General features: G+C 36.7%; 18 protein-coding genes. 16 read left to right on the top strand and 2 right to left on the bottom strand.

Going from position 1 to position 17,729, the window contains the following annotated elements; translation table 11 throughout:
- The first annotated feature begins 23 nt into the window (after window positions 1–23).
- From kduD to PT287_RS08675, 12 genes are all read left to right on the top strand, one after another.
- Window positions 24–839, top strand: coding sequence for a 2-dehydro-3-deoxy-D-gluconate 5-dehydrogenase KduD (gene kduD / locus PT287_RS08620; protein ID WP_277134238.1), 816 nt, complete (start codon window positions 24–26; stop codon window positions 837–839).
- Window positions 840–904: 65 nt separating this feature from the next.
- Entirely contained in the window at window positions 905–1,702 is a 798-nt protein-coding gene (locus PT287_RS08625) for a hypothetical protein (RefSeq protein ID WP_277134239.1), read from the top strand.
- A 162-nt stretch (window positions 1,703–1,864) separates the two neighbouring features.
- Window positions 1,865–2,350 carry a PTS sugar transporter subunit IIA gene (locus PT287_RS08630; protein ID WP_277134240.1) on the top strand — a complete coding sequence of 162 codons (486 nt, stop codon included), beginning with the start codon at window positions 1,865–1,867 and terminating at the stop codon, window positions 2,348–2,350.
- A 13-nt stretch (window positions 2,351–2,363) separates the two neighbouring features.
- A complete protein-coding gene (locus tag PT287_RS08635; protein ID WP_277134241.1) occupies window positions 2,364–2,672 on the top strand; it encodes a PTS fructose transporter subunit IIB in 309 nt (102 codons plus the stop codon).
- A gap of 27 nt (window positions 2,673–2,699) precedes the next feature.
- On the top strand, window positions 2,700–4,115 hold the full coding sequence (locus tag PT287_RS08640; RefSeq protein ID WP_277134242.1) for a PTS transporter subunit IIC: 1,416 nt from the start codon (window positions 2,700–2,702) through the stop codon (window positions 4,113–4,115).
- A 17-nt stretch (window positions 4,116–4,132) separates the two neighbouring features.
- Window positions 4,133–4,375, top strand: a complete 243-nt coding sequence (locus PT287_RS08645; RefSeq protein ID WP_277134243.1) for a hypothetical protein — start codon at window positions 4,133–4,135, stop codon at window positions 4,373–4,375.
- 312 nt (window positions 4,376–4,687) lie between these two features.
- Window positions 4,688–5,404 (top strand): GntR family transcriptional regulator, encoded by a 717-nt coding sequence (locus tag PT287_RS08650; RefSeq protein WP_277134244.1) that lies wholly within the window; start codon window positions 4,688–4,690, stop codon window positions 5,402–5,404.
- A 27-nt stretch (window positions 5,405–5,431) separates the two neighbouring features.
- A complete protein-coding gene (locus tag PT287_RS08655; RefSeq protein WP_277134245.1) occupies window positions 5,432–6,601 on the top strand; it encodes an SIS domain-containing protein in 1,170 nt (389 codons plus the stop codon).
- A gap of 193 nt (window positions 6,602–6,794) precedes the next feature.
- On the top strand, window positions 6,795–7,283 hold the full coding sequence (locus PT287_RS08660; RefSeq protein WP_277134246.1) for a PTS sugar transporter subunit IIB: 489 nt from the start codon (window positions 6,795–6,797) through the stop codon (window positions 7,281–7,283).
- Between the two features lie 11 nt (window positions 7,284–7,294).
- Window positions 7,295–8,194, top strand: a complete 900-nt coding sequence (locus PT287_RS08665; protein WP_277134247.1) for a PTS sugar transporter subunit IIC — start codon at window positions 7,295–7,297, stop codon at window positions 8,192–8,194.
- On the top strand, window positions 8,181–8,999 hold the full coding sequence (locus tag PT287_RS08670) for a PTS system mannose/fructose/sorbose family transporter subunit IID (protein ID WP_277134248.1): 819 nt from the start codon (window positions 8,181–8,183) through the stop codon (window positions 8,997–8,999). The genes PT287_RS08665 and PT287_RS08670 overlap by 14 nt, the downstream gene beginning before the upstream one ends.
- Window positions 9,000–9,022: 23 nt before the next feature.
- Window positions 9,023–9,424 (top strand): PTS sugar transporter subunit IIA, encoded by a 402-nt coding sequence (locus PT287_RS08675; RefSeq protein WP_277134249.1) that lies wholly within the window; start codon window positions 9,023–9,025, stop codon window positions 9,422–9,424.
- 75 nt (window positions 9,425–9,499) lie between these two features.
- Here the strand turns inward: PT287_RS08675 and PT287_RS08680 are convergent, their stop codons facing one another.
- Complete coding sequence (locus tag PT287_RS08680) at window positions 9,500–11,521, bottom strand: hypothetical protein (protein WP_277134250.1); 2,022 nt, start codon at window positions 11,519–11,521, stop codon at window positions 9,500–9,502.
- Between the two features lie 262 nt (window positions 11,522–11,783).
- Between PT287_RS08680 and PT287_RS08685 the strand changes: the two genes are divergently transcribed.
- Together PT287_RS08685 and PT287_RS08690 are read left to right on the top strand one after the other, a co-directional pair.
- Entirely contained in the window at window positions 11,784–12,779 is a 996-nt protein-coding gene (locus tag PT287_RS08685; protein ID WP_277134251.1) for a tagatose 1,6-diphosphate aldolase, read from the top strand.
- Window positions 12,780–12,906: 127 nt separating this feature from the next.
- Entirely contained in the window at window positions 12,907–13,905 is a 999-nt protein-coding gene (locus PT287_RS08690) for an NAD(P)-dependent oxidoreductase (RefSeq protein WP_277134252.1), read from the top strand.
- A 79-nt stretch (window positions 13,906–13,984) separates the two neighbouring features.
- On the opposite strand, the gene PT287_RS08695 is transcribed toward PT287_RS08690, so the two are convergent.
- Window positions 13,985–14,746 (bottom strand): MurR/RpiR family transcriptional regulator, encoded by a 762-nt coding sequence (locus PT287_RS08695; protein ID WP_277134253.1) that lies wholly within the window; start codon window positions 14,744–14,746, stop codon window positions 13,985–13,987.
- A gap of 115 nt (window positions 14,747–14,861) precedes the next feature.
- Here PT287_RS08695 and pfkB point away from each other — a divergent pair, with 115 nt between their 5' ends.
- Together pfkB and PT287_RS08705 are read left to right on the top strand one after the other, a co-directional pair.
- Window positions 14,862–15,791, top strand: coding sequence for a 1-phosphofructokinase (gene pfkB / locus PT287_RS08700; protein WP_277134254.1), 930 nt, complete (start codon window positions 14,862–14,864; stop codon window positions 15,789–15,791).
- Window position 15,792: 1 nt separating this feature from the next.
- Complete coding sequence (locus PT287_RS08705; RefSeq protein WP_277134255.1) at window positions 15,793–17,691, top strand: fructose-specific PTS transporter subunit EIIC; 1,899 nt, start codon at window positions 15,793–15,795, stop codon at window positions 17,689–17,691.
- The last annotated feature ends 38 nt before the right edge of the window (window positions 17,692–17,729 follow it).

Here is a 17,729-nt window from a genome sequence, read left to right on the forward strand (position 1 = left end):
TATATTAACGGAGGTTTTTAAAGATGGAACAATCTAAAGAAGAAATCAAAAAGAATGAAGAAGCATTAGACAAGTTTAAGATGAGTCTTTATGACTTAACGGGCAAAGTTGCTATTATCACAGGCGGTAATACAGGATTAGGCCAAGGATATGCAGTTGCATTGGCTGAAGCTGGTGCTGATATCTTTATCCCAACATTTGGAACATTAGAATGGGATAATACTCGTGCGATGATTGAAAAACGTGGTCGCAAGGTCGAATTTATGGATGTTGATTTAACTAAACCTGGTGTTCCACAAAAGGTAGTTGAAAAGGCAATTGAAACTTTTGGTCATATTGATATTTTAATTAACAATGCCGGAATGATTAGAAGAAATCCATTGTTGGAATCAAAAGATGAAGATTGGGACAAAGTTATTAATATTAACCTGAATGCTGTTTACCATATGTCAATGGCAGCAGCCAAAGTAATGGCTAAACAAAAGTCAGGTAAGATTATCAATATTGGTTCTATGCTTTCGTTCCAAGGTGGTAAGTTTATTCCTTCATACACAGCTTCAAAGCATGGTGTTGCTGGACTTACCAAATCGTTTGCTAGTGAAATGGGTGCATATAATGTTCAAGTTAATGCAATTGCGCCTGGATATATTAAGACTGCTAATACTGCTCCAATTCGTGCTGATAAAGCTCGTAATCAAGAAATTTTGGATAGAATTCCTGCAGGTCACTGGGCAGAACCTTCTGAATTGATGGGAGTTGCAGTATTCTTAGCTAGTGCTGCTGCTAACTATGTCAATGGTGTTATCTTCCCAGTAGATGGTGGTTACTTAGTAAGATAGTATAAAGAAAAAGCGGCAGAAATGTCGCTTTTTTTATTGTTTAAATTATTAAAAGGCAAATAAAATTGAAAATAAAAATAAGCTTAAAGGATACTTTTGATAAGACTATTACAGGAGTTAGTGACGATGATCTTTGTGTTTTGCCGTTTAAAAAAAGATTTCAAGATGGTGATTATTATGAAGTAAATGTCGAGCACGCTCCCATGTACTTGATGGTACAGTTAGATGCTGTACTTAATCCAACACTAATATATTTGGCAAAACCCAATTGGCGATATAAAATTCCGATGAATTTAGAACGCTACTCGGCTTTACCAGACGGGGCGTTTACTGGAGAACATCACTATGCTTGCGTCCGAAAAGCAGAAGATTATGAAATAAATGCTTATCAAAATTTAGCTCGTAATAGCCACGATCAAAGACAAGAATCGGGCGCATATCCGCATATTTCAGCTAATGCAGAAACTAGGGGAGAAGAACCTTTTTTAGTAAAAAATGTGATAGATGGTTATTTAGCTAATAAAGGACATGGTAGGTTTCCGTTTCAATCTTGGGGTATTGATGCAAGAGATGATGCAAAATTAAAATTAGACTTTGGTCGCCCAGTGAATATTGCAAAAATTGGTATTCAGTTAAGAGCAGATTATCCGCACGACAGTTATTGGACTAAAGCTACTATTAAGTTTTCGAATAACAATAAGCAAATTGTTGATTTAGTAAAAACAGCAAAAATTCAATATTTTGTAGTTAACCAAGAAAATGTAAGTTTCTTAAGCATTAATAATCTAATCAGAGATTCTCAAGGTGATCCTGATTCATTCCCGTCATTAAGTCAGTTAATTGTGTTAGGTAAGAATAAATAAGTATGAGGTAAGGCTTCGAAATTAAATTTCGAAGCTTTTATAATAAAAAAGTATTGCAATTTTGAATCCGGTTTCATATAATTATATCTAGACAAGCGAACAAAAATAAACAAAAATAAACAAAATCGAAAAACTTGTCTAATTGGAAAGGAAGTTTATATTTTGAGCATAAATAGTTTGTTTTCACCAGAATCAGTATTTGTTAGTGAAAAGACAAGTTCAGAAGCTATTTTTAAGGAAGTTTCCAACAAATTATTTGACGAAAAATGTGTTAAGGAAGCTTTTTTCTCCGAAATTTTGAAGAGAGAAAAATTATATCCTACTGGCATTGATACGTCACCAATTTCTGAAAACTTACCTAATATTGCTGTTCCTCATACTGAAGGTGAATTTGTTAATACAAGACTAATTGTGCCGGTGGCATTGAAGACACCGGTTTGCTTTAAAAATATGATTGCACCAGATCAGGATTTGCAAGTTAAATTCTTGTTTATGATCTTAAATAATGATCCTGAGGGGCAGGCTAATATATTAGCTCAAATTATGGATTTCTTGCGTTTGACTCCAGTTTCAAAATTACAAAAGTTATTTAATTTCACTTCAACTGATAAAATTTATCAGTTTATGAGTGAAAATTTTAAAAAATAGGAGGTTTGTTTCTATGAGTAGAGAAGTTAAGTTTATTGCGGCATGTGGTGCAGGAGTAAATTCATCGCATCAAATCAAGGATGCTGTTGAAGCAGAAATGAGAAAACGTGGCTACAACGTTAAAGTTGATGCTTATATGATTAAGGATGTTAATGAAGATTTATTGTCAAAATATGATGGCTATTTGACAATTGCTAAGACTGATCTTTCATTTACACCTAAAATTCCTTTGATTGATGCAGGACCAATTTTGTATCGTATTCCTGCAATGGCAAAACCAGTTTATGATAATGTGGAAAAAGTTGTTAAAGAAATTAATTAAGTAAAATCTTTCTGAAAGGAAATAAAAATGAATGGGATTATTAATTTTGCTAACTCACTTTTTAAGCCATTAATTGATATGGGTGCTGCAACAATTATGTTAATTGTTTTAACATTAATTGCTATTTTATTTAAAGTAAAATTTAGTAAGGCACTTGAAGGTGGTATGAAATTAGCGATTGCGATTACAGCTATCGGTAATATTATGAACATGTTAACTACATCGTTCCAAAAGCCGATGCAGCAATTCGTTCAACATACAGGAATTCACATGGATATGCAGGATATGGGGTGGGCTCCTCTAGCAACGATTACTTGGGGATCGCCGTATACACTCTTTTATCTTCTAGTTCTGATTGTGTTAAATGTTGTACTACTTGTCTTAGATAAAACCAATACATTAGATGTCGATATTTTTGATGTTTGGCACTTAGCATTTGATGGACTGTTCTGTGTTTACGTTGGTGCTCCACTTTGGTTATCAACATTATTGGTATTATTCATTGGTACAATGAAGATTATTAATTCTGATTTAATGAAGCCAACTTTTAATGATCTTCTTGATGCCCCTGAGGGCAACCCAATGACCACTACACACATGAACTATATGATGAATCCAATTATCATGGTCTTTAACAAGTTCTTTGATAAATGCTTACCATGGTTAGATAAGTTTGACTTTGACTCCACTAAGTTAAATGAAAAAATTGGCTTTTGGGGTAGTAGGTTTGCAATTGGTGTTTATTTAGGTGTCTTTGTATCCTTACTTGCTGGTAACAATTTTGCTACTGAAGAAGGTTGGAAAGATATGTTCACTCTATCATTTGTAGGTGGTTCATGTATTGAACTGTTCTCAGTAATTGGATCATGGTTTATTGCTTCAGTTGAACCATTATCACAAGGTATTGCTGATTTTGCTACCAAGAAATTTTCTGGCCGTACATTCAACATTGGACTTGACTGGCCATTCTTAGCTGGCCGTTCAGAAATTTGGGCAGCAGCTAATGTTTTGGCACCAATTATGATGCTTGAAGCTATGATTCTTCCAGGGAACAGATTGATGCCTTTAGGTGGTATTATTGCCATGGGTGTAACCCCAGCTTTGCTAGTAGTTACTCGTGGTAAGATTATTCGGATGATTATTATCGGAACAATTGAATTACCTATCTTCCTTTGGGCTGGTACAATGGTTGGTCCATTTGTAACTAATATGGCTCATTCAGTAGGTGCTGCAATTCCTGCACATACAATGGTTTCAGATACTACTATGGAAGGACCTGTTGAAAAATACTTGGCTTACTTAGTAGGTAATGCATGGAAGCAACATGGTATGTTTATTGTTTATGCTCTACTTGCACTTGCTGCTTACTTACTATTATTCATGTGGTACGCTAAAGAAATGAAGAAGCGTAATGCTGACTATGCTGCAGCTGCTAAAAAATAATTACTGTAGGTGATTAAATGAAAAAGGTTAAAGTTACTTCAAAAGAAAAGGCAAGAAGAAATAGGTTGTTCATGTGGGCAATGTTTGTGGTTGTTATCAATTTATTACAATTAATTTTGAAGAATTGGATTACAAATTTAATTGCAATGGTTGGTACAATTTATGCCTTATATAAAATTGTAGTTTATGATAATCCTAAGAATCACCTTAGCCAAAAGTATTATGATTGGAAAGGCAATAAATTAAGTAATAAGAATTAATGGTGTGATGTAGTAGAACAATCTGTATATTAAAGCAAGCAATTTCAAATATAGATATTTATATATGTAATCGCTTGCAATTAGCAATAAGCTGTATTACAATAATCGTGAATTAAGTAGATGGATTGTTACTATTAAATTAGGCAAAACCGCAAATCGTAATTTGGGTCAATAAGCTCAAGTTAGGAATTGCGGTTTTTCTTTTTTTATTTGTGAAATCGGTAATAATTACTGTAAAACATCATTGCAAATAAGCGCTTTCTTTGCTAGAATCTTAAGTGGTATCAACCAGTTGCAAAGGAGGCGTTGCCAATGCAAAAACCATTATATCGGCAAGTTATTACAGATTTAGAAAAAAGAATTGGCCAGCTAAAGCCAAATGACAAATTACCTAGTGAGCGGCAGCTGTTAATGCAGTATTCCGTTAGTCGCAACACGATTAGATTAGCGCTGCAGGACTTAGAAGAGCGGGGCTTAATCTATCGATTGCATGGCAAAGGTACTTTTGTGTCCAGCATGTACCTTAATCAGACTAATATTGGCGGGATGTATTCTTTTTCAGAGGAAGTCAAACGCGCGGGACAAAAAGCAACTACCAAAAATTACAGCTTGGAGTTGGTAGTGCCTAGTAAGCAAATTGCTGAGCAATTGAACTTAAATGAGGGCGAGCAAACTTATAAGCTAGTCCGCATTCGCTTAGCTAATGATGAGCCGCGAATCTTAAGTACAACATATTTACCAGAACCGCTTTTTCCGGATCTTAAACTTAGTGACTTACAGGTTGACCCTCTTTATAGTGTGTTAAAAAATAAGTATCACCAACTTAGTGTGATGGCTTTTGAAGATGTTCAGGCTGTGAGCTTGACTGCTGTTGAATCCAAATTTTTAGCAGAAAAAGTTGGCGCTCCTTGTTTAAAAATTTATCGTAAGACGATTAATGATAAAAATATTCCTGTTGAATTCACAATCTCATTAGCTCGCGGGGACAGGTTTATTTATCGTTCAAGACAGTACAATCATTTAATTTAATTTTAGTGAAAGGTAGGAATTAACAACATGTTTTCAAAAACAGATGAGGAATTAGAACAACTTAGTGCGCGTATTACGACGCGTGAAATCCAGCAACAACCACAATTGTGGCAAGAAACTTGGTCAATCTATCAAGATAAAAAGGCAGAAATTCAAGCTTTTTTGGATAAGATTAATCAAAAATGGGGCAAATTACGAGTAATCTTTACTGGGGCCGGAACAAGTGCCTATGTTGGCAATACCATCATGCCGTATCTGCAGCAACATGGTGATCGGACTAAATATAATTTTGAATCAATTGACACCACTAAAATCGTTTCCACCCCTAAAGATTATCTTGAGCCAGAAACACCAACTATTTTAGTTTCCTTTGCGCGTAGCGGTGATTCACCGGAGTCAGTGGCAACAGTTGAACTAGCTAAAAAGATCGTTAAGCACTTATACCAAGTTGCCATCACTTGTGCTCCAGAAGGTCAATTAGCTAAGGACTTAACGGGCGATGCAACAGGGCTAGTTGTATTAACGCCAGCTAAATCCTTAGACCAAGGCTTTGCAATGACTGGTTCATTTTCATGTATGAGCTTAACGGCGTTATTGATTTTTGACACGCTAGATGACCAACGTAAAGAAAAGATTATTGGTGAAATTGCTCAAATGGGCAGGAGCGTGATTGAGCGTGAGCCGGAAATTCAATCACTGGTCGATACTGATTTTAACCGGATTACATACATTGGCAGTGGTAGTTTGGGTGGCTTGGCTGAAGAAACGCGGCTAAAGATTCTGGAATTAACTGCTGGTGAAGTAGCAGCCTTGTTTGACACATCAATGGGCTTGCGTCATGGTCCTAAGTCGTTTTTAGACAGTAAGACAATTGTTTTTGATTATGTTTCTAATAATTCATATACTAGACAATATGATCTGGACATTTTAAACGAGATTAAGGGCGACGACATTGTGCCGTTAGTCATGGCAGTTGGTCAAGAGAAGGATGACCAAAATTTTGCGGGCAAGTCCTTTACTTTTGAAGCTGATGAATTATTGCCTGATGCTTATCTAGCACTGCCAGATGTCATGTTTGGTCAGACGATTGCATTGTTAACTTCGATTAAAGTTAACAATAAGCCAGACACACCGTCTCCGACGGGGACAGTTAACCGAGTAGTTAAGGGTGTAACTATTCATAAATTTATAGAATAATAATTAATATTTTAATTAGAATGAAGGCCTTGTTTTATAATGAGCCTTCATTTTTTATTTTAAAAAACTTCTTATTGACAAAAAGTGGTAGGTACCTTATTATATAAATTGAAAGCGCTTTATAAATATTTTTTGTGTATTTATGGTATCGGTTCCAGTTCATGAAACTTAACCATACATAGGAGGAAGATATATGAATATTGTGGGTGCAAGAATCGATGAACGATTAGTTCATGGTCAAGTTGCCAATCTATGGACACCTAAGCTGCAGGTAGAGCGCATTATTGTGCTTGACGAAGCTGCCGCAAAGGATGATATCCAAAAGAGTGGTTTAAGAATGGCTACGCCAATGACAACTAGACTAAGTGTTTTACCAGTAGAAGTTGCCGCAGATCATTTGAAGAAGGATCGTTACGGTAACCAAAGACTGTTCCTAGTTGCTAAAAGACCGGAGAAGTTTTTAGATTTGCTTAATCAGGGGATTAAGCTTGATATGATCAACGTTGGTAACATGTCTAAGCGTGATGGTACGACCGAATTAACTAAGCAAGTTAACATCAATGAAGAAGATGCTAAGTTGTTTAAGCAAATAGCCGATCAAGGCGTTAAGTTAATTGCTCAAGTAAATCCAAGTGTTGATGCACATGACTTCTTGAAGTTAATTGATGAAAAGATGAAGTAGGAGGAAGAAAAATGGCTTGGTGGCAAATATTACTACTTACTTTATACGCAGGCCTAGAAATTCTAGATGAATTGCAAATTTATTCATCATTAAATACGCCTGTTGGTGCAGGATTAATTGCTGGATTAATCATGGGCAATTTACCTGCAGGACTGTTTATTGGTGCCTCAATGCAGTTGACTGTTTTAGGTGTTGGTACCTTCGGTGGGGCTTCAAGAATTGATGCGACTACTGGTACAGTTTTAGCAACTGCCTTCTCAGTCAGCATTAAGGGCATGAGCCCACAAGTGGCAATTTCTTCAATTGCCGTTCCAGTTGCGACAATCATGGTTGAATTGGACGTTTTGGCTAGATTTGCGAACACGTACTTTTCGCACAGAATTGATCACTTAATTGATGAAGAACACATTAACTATAAGGCAGTTGAACGCAATGTCTTGTATGGTGCTCTACCATGGTCGCTTTCACGTGCTGTTCCTGTATTTATTGCTTTGGCTTTTGGTCAAGGCTTAGTCCAAACAATCGCCAATGCCTTGAATGGTGACTTGCTTTGGTTAGGTAATGGGTTGACAGTAGCCGGTGCTACATTGCCAGCTGTTGGTTTTGCAATCTTGTTACGGTACTTACCAATTAAAAAGCATGCCGCATACTTAATTTTGGGCTTCACGATTACGACGTTGTTCTCAGTTTTGTTCAGCAGTATCCAGGCATTAGGTACTGGTGTTGCTGCAGCAAACAAGAGCTTTACTGCTACCTTTAACGGCTTGCCAATGTTGGCAGTTGCATTGCTAGGTTTAGCTCTCGCAATTTTGCACTACAAGAATATTCCGCTTAAGAGCGCTGCACAAAAGACTGTAAGTCAAAGCAACGCAAATGATGACGAGGGGGAAATTACTGATGACGAACTCTAAACCAAAGTATAAATTAACTGATAAAGACTTTAATCAAATTAACAGAAGATCATTATTCGGCTACCAGTTAGGCTGGAACTACGAAAGAATGCAGAACAGTGGTTATCTGTATACGATTTTGCCGCAACTGCGCAAGATTTATGGTGATGATACTCCAGAGTTGAGAGAAATGATGAAGACGCACATGCAGTTCTTTAACACTTCTAACTTCTTTAACACGATTATCACGGGACTTGACCTTGCCGTTGAGGAAAATGAAGGAATTGCTGGTAAAGATACGGTTACTGGTATGAAAGTTGGTTTGATGGGTTCATTTGCGGCAATTGGTGACTCAATTTTCGCTTCCTTAATTCCAGCTATCTTTGGGGCTTTAGCAGCTTCAATGGCTCATGAAGGCAACCCAACAGGAGTTATTATCTGGGTTGCAGTCTGCTTATTAATCTGCGTCTTTCGTTGGAAGCAATTACGGATTGCTTATAAGCAAGGTGTTTCTCTAGTTACTGATATGCGGGACCAATTAAATGCATTGACTGATTCAGCCACTGTTTTAGGTGTCTTCATGGTTGGTGCGTTAGTTGCCACAATGGTTAACATCAAATTTGCTTGGGTACCACAGATTGGTAAAGTATCAATGAACATTCAAAACAATTTGGATATGATTATTCCTAAACTATTACCTGCAGCTGTTGTTGCCTTTGTCTACTGGCTGCTTGGTAAGAAGGGTATGTCCTCTACTAAGGTAATCTTCATTGTCTTGATCCTTTGTGTAATCTTAGGTGGTACAGGAATTATCGCTAAGATTTAATTTAAATAATTAGAAAGTATATTATGGCAGAAAAAGAATTAATTTTGATTAGTCACGGGACGATGGCTGAGGGCTTAAAAGCCAGTGCTGAATTAATCATGGGTGAACAAGAGCATTTACATACGGTGTGCTTGTTACCTGATGAAGGTCCAGAAGACTTTAAGAAAAAATTTACCGCTGAAATTGTTGGCATGAACCTTGAAGATGTGACAGTTTTTGCTGATTTAATGGGCGGTACTCCAGCTAACGTTGTTAGTCAGATGATTATGGGTGGTCAATCAATCCAGTTAATTTCGGGGATGAACTTGCCGCTGGTAATTGAATGGCTTAACAGTCAAATGAATGGTAACGAATCTGATTATATTACTGCCGGCAAGGCAGGGATGGTTAACATTACTCAAATGCTGGCAAACATGAAGAAGTAAAATTATTTAAGGTATAAAAATACCATGAGTTGAGAAAAGCTCATGGTGTTTTGTTGTTTTGAAGTAATGATGGATTTAATTAAAGAGCAGCTGGATCGTTTCTAATGGGTTAAGTTCAGCAGCAATTGTTGCAATGCCGTCTGTAACAGTTACCTGGGCAATCTTAGTGCTGACTGTCTCGCCATTTTTGCGCACAATTGTCACTGCGTTACTTGGTAATGGTTTACTTAGGTGCCAGCGAATTTGTGAATAAGCATCTAGGGTGAAGTTGGCTAGCCAAGCAACGCGGCGGTCATCTTGCATGTTTAATTTAACATTCGGCATGGCAATTAGATAATCGATTGGCTGGATACTATCAAGCATTTGCTCTAAAAGTCCCTGCTTGTAAGTGGTAAATTGTGATTCCCAGCCATGTTTTGGATCCTGATCCATCGGCAAAACAATAATATGCTTGTCAATTACCGCCATGACATTACCTAGCTCTTCATCAAGCGAGCTGTAAGCCTTAGACCAGATAGCAACATCACTGCCTGTTTCATAAGTAAGTTTTAAATAATTTCCGGTATGCTGCAGCATTGTAATTCTTGGATTCTTGACACCATCAACGGTAACATTGTCTGCTTGTTCAAATGACTGGTAGGCAGTGCGGTATGGGTGCCAAACGGCTTGTTCAATGTGCAGCAGTTTACCTAAACCACGCTCAAGCAAGACGTTAACACTTTCGCCGTCTAGTAAAACCGTATTGTTATTAAGTAGGGCAGTAATCTGACTATTGGTGAAATTCCGCAATAATTGTCCCGCAATGGCGATAGTTTGCTTTTGAAGTTTAGTATGAGCATTGACTGGCAGAATTGTGGTCGCAAAGCCAAAGGCTGATAGAAGACTAGCCCAATTCTTTTCGTGTGGCAATAATTCTTCTGCTGCTTGACCGCTCTTAGTATGCAAGCAATAACTGGAATCTTGATCAACTAAAATTTTAATGCCAGCTAAGTGGTTAATCTTTAAGCAATTTTCGGATAGTTTGTTAACAAATGGCTTGATTTCAGCTAGCATTTTCGCATAATGCCAATTTTCATTAATGCCGTTGCCCATCATGTCGAATAGATTAAGCAAAATTCCCTTACTGCCAATCAGGGCAGTGGTGATAATCTGAAACTTGGTAAAGGCGAGTGATTTGACTAGTGGCGAATACATGTAACTTTCCAGCTCAGGATATAATTCCGCATTTTCGCCTAAATAAGCGGCAGTGATACGAGTATATTCTTCAAAATTACGTCCATATTGTAATGGTGCAACTTCGTTATAAGCGGGCAAATGTGGCCTAGCTACTTGGGGATGATTGGGCCCAGCTTGAGCAGCAAACAATTGCTGCCAATCACGGCCTTCAATTGCATGCCAATCAGGGAATGAGGTCATCTGTGCGAGGTCAGTTTCTGGACTAACTTGGTGCACGGCTTCTTCGATTAAATGCTCGTTTTCAATCATTTCCTGGCGAGCCTGGTCTAGGTAAATTTGCCGTTCTGGCATCGGTTTTCCTGGCTTGAGCATATTTTTAACAAAATCTTCGCGTGACTCTGCCTTGCCTAATTTTTGCTGGTAAAGTCGCATATGATAATCACAAAAACACATCAATTTTAGCGGTGTGTGGTTATAATGGCGAAAATCATCTTCGAGCCATAAACGTCGGGGATGAATGCTAGCATATTGAGCATAAGTTTGCGCAAGATATTTGCGCCAAGTTGGGTCAGCAGGACAAGCCATGTCTTGCGCTTTTTGCCCATTGATGTCGACAAAGGTATTAAAGCCAATTGCGGGATTGACCTGGTAGCCGCGGTCGGAATGCATGATTGTCGTCCAGGGGTTAAGGCTAGTAGTAACTCCCATTTGCTTGAGCTTTTTCTGCAACGGCTTAATCGCATCAAGCCAAACTTGAGTTTCCTGAGTAGTTAAATGACTGTGGTTTAGTTCTTCGCCATTTATAAAAAAGGCAACATCGTCAATTTGCCCTTTTTGAACAAATTCAATCAGTTTTTGGTCTTTTTCAGATGTGTTGGTGCGAGGATCAAGCATGTATCTGAGCGTATAAATAAAAGACATGAAATTCTCCTGTATAAAATAATATGAGTCAAATAGTCATACTGACCCCATTTAATTGTTAATCTTTATAATTAAAATTATAAAGCGCTTCTAAAAAAATGAAAGTGCTTTAATCGAAATTTATACTACTGGTAAGGTTAATTTTTACTATTTTATAAATAATCATGAAAAGCTTTACATAAAAGATAGGTAAGCTTTAAAAGCAATTTACATGAGTATATAATAATGGTGTGCGATTAATTTGAATTAAAGGAGAAAAATAATGAGAACAATTTCTTCAGAAGTTGCTAAACATATGACGAACTTGTCAACTGATGAGGGCGTAATTAGCGCCTTGGCGATTGACCAACGTGGTTCATTGAAAAAGATGTTGGCAGAAGCTGCCAACAAGCCAGCCGACGAAACAACAATTGTTGATTTTAAGAAGGCAATTTCAAGTGAATTAACACCTTATGCGTCATCAATTTTGACTGATCCAGAATATGGCTTACCTGCAACCAAAGTTAGAGATAAGAATTGTGGGTTGCTTCTTTCTTATGAAAAGACCGGTTATGATACAACTGAGCCAGGTAGAATGCCAGACTTGATTGCTAATCAATCAGGTTTACGGATTAAGAATGAAGGTGGCGATGCAATTAAGTTTTTGCTCTACTACGATCCAGATGAGGGCGAAGAAATTAACGATAAAAAGCAAGCCTTCGTTGAAAGAGTCGGTGCTGAAGCTAAAGCCAATGAATTACCATTGTTCTTGGAATTATTGACTTATGATGCAAATATTGCTGATGCTAAAGGCGCAGATTTTGCTAAGGTAAAGGCCGACAAAGTTTTAAAGACTATGAAGGAATTTTCAGCACCAAAATATGGTGTAACAGTTTTGAAGGTGGAAATTCCATTCAACATTAAGTTTGTTGAAGGCTTCAATGGTGATAACGAAGTTGTCTACACACAAGCTCAGGCTAAGGAATTGCTGAAGAAACAATCAGATATTACTGATTTGCCATATATCTTCTTGTCAGCTGGGGTAACATCAGAAGAATTCATCGCTGAAATCAAGATGGCTGAAGAAGCTGGGGCTGACTTTAATGGTGTTCTTTGTGGTCGTGCCACATGGAAGCCATCAATCAAGCCATTTGCTGCAGAGGGTGAAGAAGTCGGTAAGAAATGGCTGGCCACTCAAGGCAAAGAAAATATCGAAAACTTGAACAAAGCATTAACAGGAGCAAAATCTTGGCGTGACAAGTTAACAGTAGAAAAATAAAATAATTAACTTAAATTAAAACATTCTATGGCTAAAACATAGAATGTTTTTTTGTTTTAGTGTAAATTAGTATTAAATTATTTTTAATAATTAAGAAATATTTAATTTATTTATAAGGAGATATGGAATGCTTAAAATTGTGGCTTATGGTGTTCGTGAAAACGAAGTGGCCTTTTTTGAAAAGTTAAACAAGTATCATTATGACTTGAAACTAGAACAGGAATTGTTGACTCATGATAATGTGGCAACTGCTAAGGGTGCAGATGCCGTATTATTGCGCGCCAATTGTGTTGCCGATGCAGCAAACTTGGCTAAATTCAATGATTGGGGAATTAAGTATGTTTTTACACGAACAGTTGGCTTTAATCATATTGATTTAAAAACCTGTGCCAAATATGGGATGAAGGTTGCGCGAGTTCCTGCATATTCACCTTATGCGGTTGCAGAACTGGCGTTAACACTGGGGATGATGCTGTTTCGCCATCTTGCACTAGCAACGACTAGTACAGACAAAGGTGATTTTCGCGTGTTACCCAGCATGTTTTCTGGTGAAATCCATTCAGGAACTGTCGGAATTATTGGTACTGGGCGAATTGGTGCTACTGAAGCCAAACTTTATCATGGGTTCGGCACCAATGTCCTGGCCTATGATCCGTACCCGAGTGACTATGCGAAACAATTTGTAACGTTTGTTAGCCAAGATGAATTGCTCGCTAAGTCTGATATTGTTTCAATTCATGTTCCATATTTCCCAGGGCAAAATGATAAGCTGATTAATGCCGCTTTTTTAAGTAAAATGAAGAAATCAGCAGTGCTAGTTAATACGGCAAGGACCCAGCTGGCAGATTATGATGCGATTATTGCTGCTGTCAAAAATGGGACAATTGCTGGCTTTGCCTCAGATGTCTTGCCCAATGAGGCTAAAGTGATGGGGCATAACTTTCACGGTCAAATTACTGATTCACAAACTAAGCAATTGCAAGAACTTTATCCTAAGGTCTTGCTCACACCACATATTGGCTCTTATACCAGTCCGGCCCTGACTGATATGATTGCGGTCAGTTACGAGAACTTTCATCAGGTTTTATCAACTGGGCACACGGATAATGACGTTAAGTTAGAATAATTATTAAAAAGCACAGGTTTCTCAGCGAGAAGCTTGTGCTTTTAGTGATTTGAAGTATATTTATTAACTTTATTAGAGACTACTTACTTTTGTAAAAAGCGGTTCTAACTGAGTAAGCATCGCAAAATATGCGAGTCATTATTTGCAAAGGTAAACGAGAACGTACTTCATATTCTGGAAAATAATTAGTTTTAGATTTATAGCCAATAAATGATAATGTAGAATATTTGAGAATTTTGCCATATTGGTTAGTGGTAAAAGTGATTATGGAAATGTCATGTTTATATAGCTTCTTTGCAGCTGTTAGAAGTTCCTCTGTTTCACCATTTAATGTAATGAAGATAACTAATGCATTAGTTTGAATCTTGTTGGCAATAGTTTTAATGATATTGGGGTCAGAATGGAATTCACAGTATTTACCAGTTAGTTGCAGTTTAACCATGATTTCACTGGCTATTGATTCAGATAAACCACGAGCAAAAATATATACTATTTTTGCTTGCTTAGTCAAAGAGATACTATCTTCAATTGTACTATAACTTAAATTATGCAATGTATTGTTCATTTCGATTTCATTTTTGGTGATTACGCTGCTGATTTTATCGTCAGCCTCATTAAGGACACTAAAAGTCGAATTAGAATTGTTTTTTAATTTGAGAAATTCGCGATATGAAGTGTAACCACTATAGCCCATTTTTTGCATTGTACGAACAATTGTTGCAGTAGATACATGAGCATATTGACTTAATTTAATAATGGACATATTAGCGATTTTACTGGGATTGTTTTCAACTATGTTCCATAAATGTAATTCAGTTGCACTTAGTTCTTTTGTTGGCATTGAAGTACCTCTTTTGTAAAATTTTTTGATTATTTTGGAAAGCGCAATCATTTAAGAAAAACGTTACACAAAATTATCTATATAATAGATTAAAGGTAGAAAAAGGAGAATTCATATGATATATACAATAACTTTGAATCCTGCAATTGATTTAGTCATTGTAACTAAAAAATTACAGCCAAAGGTTGTAAATCGTACTGAAAAGTTTGAATTACAACCTAATGGTAAAGGTGTCAACGTTTCATTTATTTTACAAAAGCTAGGAATAGAAAATGTTGCAACTGGCATTGGTGGTGGCTTTACTTTAGATTATATAACTTCAGGCCTTGAGGAAAAAGGTATAGCGACAAAATTTTTGAAAGTTAAAGAACCAACTAGAGTTAATGTTTTTACTGATGTAATTGAAGAGAATACAGAATATAAAGAAGTTAATCCTGGACCTGATATTAATCAGAAAACGCAAACATCATTCTTAACGTATTTACAAAAAGTATTGAAACCAAATGATATGGTAGTTGTTTCGGGAAGTTTTTCTAAAGGAATTAAACCTGGATTTTTAGTTAAAATTGCACAAATTGCACAAGAAAAGCAAGTCAGATTGGTGATTGACAGCAGTTATTTGGCAGTCCTGGATACATTAGATTATCATCCATTTTTACTAAAGCCGAATGAGGATGAGTTAGCAAGTTTCTTCAATTATCAAGGAAAGATGGATTCTAAAGTAATAATTGAGCTAGCAAGAAAACTAATTAATCGAGGTTGTCAAAATGTATTAGTTTCCTTGGGTGCTGCAGGAGCAGTTCTAGTTACGAAAACAAAAGTCTTATCAGCTAACGCGCCTAAGATTCAAGTGGTCAATTCAGCTTGTGCAGGGGATACTATGCTTGGTACTTTTATTGCTTTTTTAGAGAAAAAGCAACCATTGGAGAAAGCACTTCAAGTTGCTATTGCAGCAGGAAGTGATACTGCAAGTAAAACAGGGTTAACTGATTTTGCACTAGAAAAGTTATTGCCGCAAATTATAGTTAAAGAAGGGATGAAATAAAATGGCTAAATATGATTTAGTGGGAGCAACAGGTTGTGCAACTGGGGTTGCACACACTTTTATGGCTGAAGAAGCATTGGAAAAAGCCGCTAAAAAATTGGGCTATACAATTAAAATCGAAACTCATGGTCAAACAGGGATCGAAAACAATTTAACCAATGATGAAATTGAAGAAGCTAAGGCAATAATTGTGGCATCTGATATTGATGTTGGTACAGATCGATTTGCAGGTAAACGCTTAATTGTTGTTCCAGTTGCACGTGGTGTTAAGGAACCAGAAGAATTAATTGAAAAGGCTTTAACAGCTCCAATTTATAAAGACAATCAAGTAGCTTCAAGTTCAAATAGTGATAATATTAGTAATCAGAAATTGGGTAATAAAATTTATACGTCGCTAATGAATGGTGTATCACACATGTTGCCATTTGTTGTTGCAGGTGGTGTACTGATTGCAATTTCTTTCTTTTGGGGAATCAATTCGGCCGATCCTAAGAGTAGTGAGTATAATCAATTTGCCGCAATGTTAAATACAGTTGGTAGTACAACAATGAACTTAATGGCTCCTGTTTTAGGTGCTTACATTGCTGAAGCTTTAGCACAAAGGACGGGATTTGTTGTTGGACTTGCTGCTGGTTTCATTACTTTTAATGGCGGTGGTGGCTTTTTAGGAGCTATTATTGGTGGCTACCTTGCTGTTATTGTTGTTAAGGCGTTACAAAAAGTCTTTGCGCCGCTACCTGATGATAAATTTAGAGGTCTAAAATCAATTTTTTTATTCCCGGTTTTAGGTGTATTTATTACCGGCGCAATTATGTATTGGCTGAACACGCCAATTAAAGCAATTAATCTTGGTTTAATGTCATGGCTAAAAGGTTTTGAGAACACTAGTCCAATTTTATTGGGAATTATTGTTGGGATTATGTGTTCAACTGACTTTGGCGGACCAGTTAATAAGGCTGCGTATGTTACAGGTACAATTTTACTAGCACAAGGAAATTATTTCTTTATGGCTGGTGTTTCTGCAGCATGTATTCAATCACCATTAGCTACTGGTTTTGCTGTCTTGTTTAATCCTAAAGCATATTCTAAGAGTGAAAGAACTGCTGGGTATGTTAACTTCTTACTTGGATCTACCCATATTACTGAAGGTGCAATTCCGTTTGCCGCTAAACATCCGTTGTGGAATATCCCAGCATTTATGCTTGGTTCTGCTGTCTCATCAGCATTAACTTATATGACTCATATTAGTGTACCTGCACCTCATGGTGGTTTCATTATTTTACCATTAGTTAATAAGCCGTTCTTATGGGTGCTTTGGATTTTACTTGGTGCTGTTATTTCAGGAGCTTTACTTGCGTTAATTGCCGGTAGATTTGCAAAAAAGGAAGCTAGATTAGCAGGTAATTCAGGTTCATTAACTGGTGCTGCTAAGGTAGAAGTCCAAGAAACACATAATCCAAATGATATTCTTGATATTAATAATATTAAGCTTGATGTTGATGTTAACAATCGTGATGAAGCACTTAAGTATTTGGCTGATCTAGCCGTAAATAATAATTTAGCAAGTGATAGCAGTAAAGTTTTGGCTAGTTATAGAACTAGAGAAAAAGAGGGTTCTACAGGAATGACAGATGGTTTTGCAATACCGCATGCTCAATCAGCGGCTATTAAAAAATCTTCAATGTTAGTGTTGAAATTAAAAAATCCAATTGATTGGCAGTCACTTGATGGTCAATCAGTTGATACTGTAATTTCGTTTTTGATTCCACAGGTTGATAGTAATGACCATTTGAAGTATTTGTCGAATACTGCTAAATTACTTACACACCAAGATTTTATTACTGAATTGAAGGCTGCTAATACGCCACAAACAATTAAGGCTCTGTTTTCAAGAGAATAAGAAGTATAGATAACGTTGTAAAAAATATAAATTTTGTT

Source organism: Lactobacillus sp. ESL0679, assembly GCF_029433515.1.
GTDB lineage: Bacteria > Bacillota > Bacilli > Lactobacillales > Lactobacillaceae > Lactobacillus.

What these genes read in the sequence shown, in the direction of transcription:
- PT287_RS08685 (WP_277134251.1), top strand. Translation starts at nt 11,784, where the DNA reads ATGAGAACAATTTCTTCAGAAGTTGCTAAACATATGACGAACTTGTCA.
- PT287_RS08655 (WP_277134245.1), top strand. Translation starts at nt 5,432, where the DNA reads ATGTTTTCAAAAACAGATGAGGAATTAGAACAACTTAGTGCGCGTATT.
- PT287_RS08695 (WP_277134253.1), bottom strand. Translation starts at nt 14,746, where the DNA reads ATGCCAACAAAAGAACTAAGTGCAACTGAATTACATTTATGGAACATA.
- PT287_RS08675 (WP_277134249.1), top strand. Translation starts at nt 9,023, where the DNA reads ATGGCAGAAAAAGAATTAATTTTGATTAGTCACGGGACGATGGCTGAG.
- PT287_RS08665 (WP_277134247.1), top strand. Translation starts at nt 7,295, where the DNA reads ATGGCTTGGTGGCAAATATTACTACTTACTTTATACGCAGGCCTAGAA.
- PT287_RS08645 (WP_277134243.1), top strand. Translation starts at nt 4,133, where the DNA reads ATGAAAAAGGTTAAAGTTACTTCAAAAGAAAAGGCAAGAAGAAATAGG.
- PT287_RS08670 (WP_277134248.1), top strand. Translation starts at nt 8,181, where the DNA reads ATGACGAACTCTAAACCAAAGTATAAATTAACTGATAAAGACTTTAAT.
- PT287_RS08635 (WP_277134241.1), top strand. Translation starts at nt 2,364, where the DNA reads ATGAGTAGAGAAGTTAAGTTTATTGCGGCATGTGGTGCAGGAGTAAAT.
- pfkB (WP_277134254.1), top strand. Translation starts at nt 14,862, where the DNA reads ATGATATATACAATAACTTTGAATCCTGCAATTGATTTAGTCATTGTA.
- PT287_RS08660 (WP_277134246.1), top strand. Translation starts at nt 6,795, where the DNA reads ATGAATATTGTGGGTGCAAGAATCGATGAACGATTAGTTCATGGTCAA.
- PT287_RS08650 (WP_277134244.1), top strand. Translation starts at nt 4,688, where the DNA reads ATGCAAAAACCATTATATCGGCAAGTTATTACAGATTTAGAAAAAAGA.
- PT287_RS08705 (WP_277134255.1), top strand. Translation starts at nt 15,793, where the DNA reads ATGGCTAAATATGATTTAGTGGGAGCAACAGGTTGTGCAACTGGGGTT.
- PT287_RS08690 (WP_277134252.1), top strand. Translation starts at nt 12,907, where the DNA reads ATGCTTAAAATTGTGGCTTATGGTGTTCGTGAAAACGAAGTGGCCTTT.
- kduD (WP_277134238.1), top strand. Translation starts at nt 24, where the DNA reads ATGGAACAATCTAAAGAAGAAATCAAAAAGAATGAAGAAGCATTAGAC.
- PT287_RS08680 (WP_277134250.1), bottom strand. Translation starts at nt 11,521, where the DNA reads ATGTCTTTTATTTATACGCTCAGATACATGCTTGATCCTCGCACCAAC.
- PT287_RS08640 (WP_277134242.1), top strand. Translation starts at nt 2,700, where the DNA reads ATGAATGGGATTATTAATTTTGCTAACTCACTTTTTAAGCCATTAATT.